The sequence below is a fragment of the Inquilinus sp. genome (assembly GCF_057815775.1).
Genome location: NZ_JBYRFX010001054.1, coordinates 1 through 3,535, shown reverse-complemented (window position 1 = coordinate 3,535; position 3,535 = coordinate 1). Strand labels below are relative to the sequence as shown.

General features: G+C 64.9%; 3 protein-coding genes and 1 pseudogene. 2 read left to right on the top strand and 2 right to left on the bottom strand.

The window, feature by feature from the left end; translation table 11 throughout:
- On the bottom strand, positions 1-349 hold a 349-nt coding region (locus AC3XYG_RS37655; protein ID WP_489145026.1), incomplete at its 3' end, for a hypothetical protein.
- Between the two features lie 15 nt (positions 350-364).
- On the bottom strand, positions 365-1,579 hold the full coding sequence (locus AC3XYG_RS37650) for an acetamidase/formamidase family protein (RefSeq protein WP_489145025.1): 1,215 nt from the start codon (positions 1,577-1,579) through the stop codon (positions 365-367).
- A 460-nt stretch (positions 1,580-2,039) separates the two neighbouring features.
- On the opposite strand from AC3XYG_RS37650, the gene AC3XYG_RS37645 reads away from it, so the two are divergent.
- Together AC3XYG_RS37645 and AC3XYG_RS37640 are read left to right on the top strand one after the other, a co-directional pair.
- Positions 2,040-3,248, top strand: a complete 1,209-nt coding sequence (locus AC3XYG_RS37645) for an adenylate/guanylate cyclase domain-containing protein (protein WP_489145024.1) — start codon at positions 2,040-2,042, stop codon at positions 3,246-3,248.
- Between the two features lie 54 nt (positions 3,249-3,302).
- Positions 3,303-3,535 (top strand): annotated as a pseudogene (locus AC3XYG_RS37640) (AAA family ATPase); the annotation flags it as partial.

Genomic DNA, 3,535 nt, shown 5'->3' with positions numbered 1-3,535 from the left:
GGATATCGTCGAAGGGCGGCTGTGCGAGAAAGAGCGCTTCGGCACTCTCTGCGGCCATGATGGCGACGTCCTGTTGAGCGGTGCCGATGAGCACGCCGACGCGCCGGGTGTCCGCTGCGCGGGCCAGCCGGGCGAGCGAAGAGGGCAGCAGGCGCGCCAGGACATCAACCACGGCGACGGCGTAGGCACTGGCTGTTTCATCATCGCGCTGGCCAACGACCAGAAGAGAGTGGCGCCGGTAGATCAGCCACAGGCGGTCCGGCTCCAGGTCGGCAAGCGCCGGCCTGTGCCCGGCGAGCATGAGCGCCGCCGCGCCCGCCCCCGCCGTCAGCAATGCTCGCCGTTTCATGCTCGCTGCCTCCCTCTATTCCGGCTTGAACACGTCGCGGTTCAAGATCGCCGTGACGCCCACATTCGGCACGTCGACGACCTGCGCGATGTTGAGATCCACGGCCACGCTGACCAGGACGTAGGCCTGCTCGCGGGTCAGACCCTTCGTTTTGACCAGGAAGTCGATCATGTTGAGGGTCGCATTTCGCGCGGCCAGCGTGAGGTCCTCGGAGAGATTGGCAAGCGGGGCAATCTTCTGACTGTCCAGGTAGGTCGAAAACAACGGCACCTCGCCTTCGGCCTTAAGCGGAAGCCCCGTGATCCCATAGAAACTCGACGGGGCCAGGTTCTTCAGCTGCGAGCCGCCCTCGAAATGCACGGTCGTGAGCAGCGAAGCCCCACCCGGGATCACTTTGGCCCGAAGTGTCACCTTTGCGCCCATCTCGATGGCCGTGCCGGCCACCTCGCCGCCGCCCATGGCGAAGTGGACATCACCGGCGAAGAGGCCGCATCCGTCGTTGAAGCAAGGGAACAGCAGCGTGGTGCCGACGACCGTTTCCTTGGTGTCGATGTTGCCGCCGTTCTCGCGCGGCGGGACAGTTCGCACGCACTCGTCCTTCGCCGTGCCGTCGACGCCGCAGAGATCCGCTGGCAGGGCATCAATCGGTTGGGGAGGCAGCACCTCACCACCGGCATCGGCGAGCACCTTCTCTCGCTTCAGCCACTTGTCGAGTTCCGGCTTGTCGGGGAGCACGCCAACGGTCCCCATGAACGCACTGATGGGCACCGCGATACCCGGCATGTCCTTCGAACGCGCTTCAAGGCGGTTCAGCGTCCAGTGGACAATGTAAGGATCGGGAAACAGATCCCTCAGGAAGCCGAACCCCGGCACGATCGTGGTCGTGCCGAAGTCATCGGGCGCGATGTCGACCACGGTGACCGCGATGGCGTCGCCGCGCTTCGCCCCTTCAACGTTCACGGGGCCTGTGAGCGGATGGCAGTTGTTCAGATTGACGGCCGCCACGTCCGCAGGCGTCGAATTGAAGTCGAACTCGGAATCGAGACCGTCGCGCGTCTCAAGGACGAACAACTGCCCGGGCTCGACACTGGCGACTGGCTTGATCGCATAATGTATCCGGTTGAAGCAGTTCGGGTCGTCTTTGCAGTGATCGCCGGACTTTGCCACGATCAGGGGGGCCGGGCCCTTGACGTCGCTCGTATCGGCTCGTGCACTGCTCCAGGTCCCCATCAGGGATAGAGCAACCATTGACACAGACAAAGTGAACTTGGAATTTAAACGATGATATGAAAAGTATCCATGCTTCAAATTATCATAGTATTCAGACACACTGCAGATGATTCGATTATGCACGATAGGCCTCCCCATTCCACGACTGAAGAACCTATACGTGCCTCATTCGGACTAAATTTAGGAGATCCATGATCTGTCTTGAGTCCTAGGCCATGATTCTCTCGCTTGTTTTGTTTCTCACGACTCGCTGCCGTCGAAATCACCTTGTGGCGAGCGCGACCTGTCAGCCTATAGGATCCCGGCATAGCGCCCGAGGTACCGTCGAGGATGCTCACCGCTGCGGTCGGATTGGCTCTCGAGTCTGAAAGCGGCCGGCCTCTGACAGCGGCGATCGATCCAAAGCCGTTTCAGCCTCGTGATCCCCCTTCCCGAAACCGCGATCACGATCCATGTTGGAATGATGTCCGATCCGACCGACATCATCGACTGGCTGCTGGGCCCGGCCCGCATGCTGCCCTCGCCGGCGCCCGTGCTGCAGGGCGTGGCCGGGCGCCTGCTCCAGGCTGGGCTGCCGCTGTGGCGGCTGACCTTCCACCTGCCGCAGTTCCATCCGCTGATCGGCGCCGCGTCCTATGAATGGCGGCCGACGAAGACTGATGTGCGCGAGATCCGGTTCGACCGTGAGCAGGCCAGCGGCCCGGGATATCTCAGCAGCCCGATCGCGCTGATGCACCAGACGTCGAAGATGGTGCGCCGCCGCCTGGACGGGCCGGAGGCCCAGGTCGATTTCCCGGTGCTGGTGGAATTGCGCGACGAAGGCGCCGTCGACTACGTGCTGCTGCCGATGGTGTTCGGCACCGCCCAGTGGACCACCGGCTTCGGCATGGTCTCCGGCCATCCTGCCGGCTTCGACGACGCCCAGATCGCCTTCGTCGAACGCATCCTGCCGGCGGTGGGCGCCGTCTGCGAGATCATGGTCGACCGCCAGAAGACGGAACATCTGCTCGACACCTATGTCGGGCACGAGGCGGCGCGCCGCATCCTGGATGGCGATATCGTCCGCGGCGGCGCCCAGTCGCTCGAGGCGGTGATCCTGTTCTGCGACATGCGCGGCTTCACCGCCCGGGCCGAGGCAACGCCGCGCGACACGCTGCTGCAGCTGATGAACGAGTATTTCACCATCATCGTCGGCGCGATCCAGACGGCGGGCGGCGAGGTGCTGAAATTCATGGGCGACGGCGTGCTCGCCATCTTTCGCATCGGCGACGGCGAGGAGACGGCGGAGGCCTGCGCCCGCGCCCTGATCGGCGCGCTCGACGCCTTCGCCGGCCTCGACGCCATGAACGACCGGCGCCGGACCGAGGGGCTGGACGAGATCCGCGCCGGCATCGCCCTGCATTTCGGCGAGGTCATCTTCGGCAATATCGGCGCGCCGGACCGGCTGGACTTCACCGTGGTCGGTCCGGAGGTGAATCGCGCGGCGCGGATCGAGCAGATGACCAAGCTGGTCGGCCAGCGCATCCTGACCTCGGCCCGCTTCGCCGAACTATGCCCGGTGCGTCTGATCTCGGTCGGCACCCGCCGGCTGCGCGGCGTGCCCCGGCCGCAGGAGCTGTTCACCCCGGCCGCGGATCTGCGCGGCGAGAAGATCCCGGACGCGGCGTAAGGCTGGTTCCGGGATGTGCGCCCCCCTATGCTGCCCGAAACTGGGATTCGTCCGATGAACGCTGTCGCTCTGCCCACCTCCGTCGAGGACACCCTCGCGCTCCTGTCCCGCGGCGACTATGTCGCCGACCGGCCGCTGGCGACCGCGCTGTTCCTGGCCCTGCGCCTGAAGCGGCCGCTGTTCCTCGAGGGCGAGGCCGGAGTCGGCAAGACCGAGATCGCCAAGGTGCTGTCGGCCACGCTGGGCAGGCGCCTGGTGCGGCTGCAATGCTATGAGGGCCTCGACAT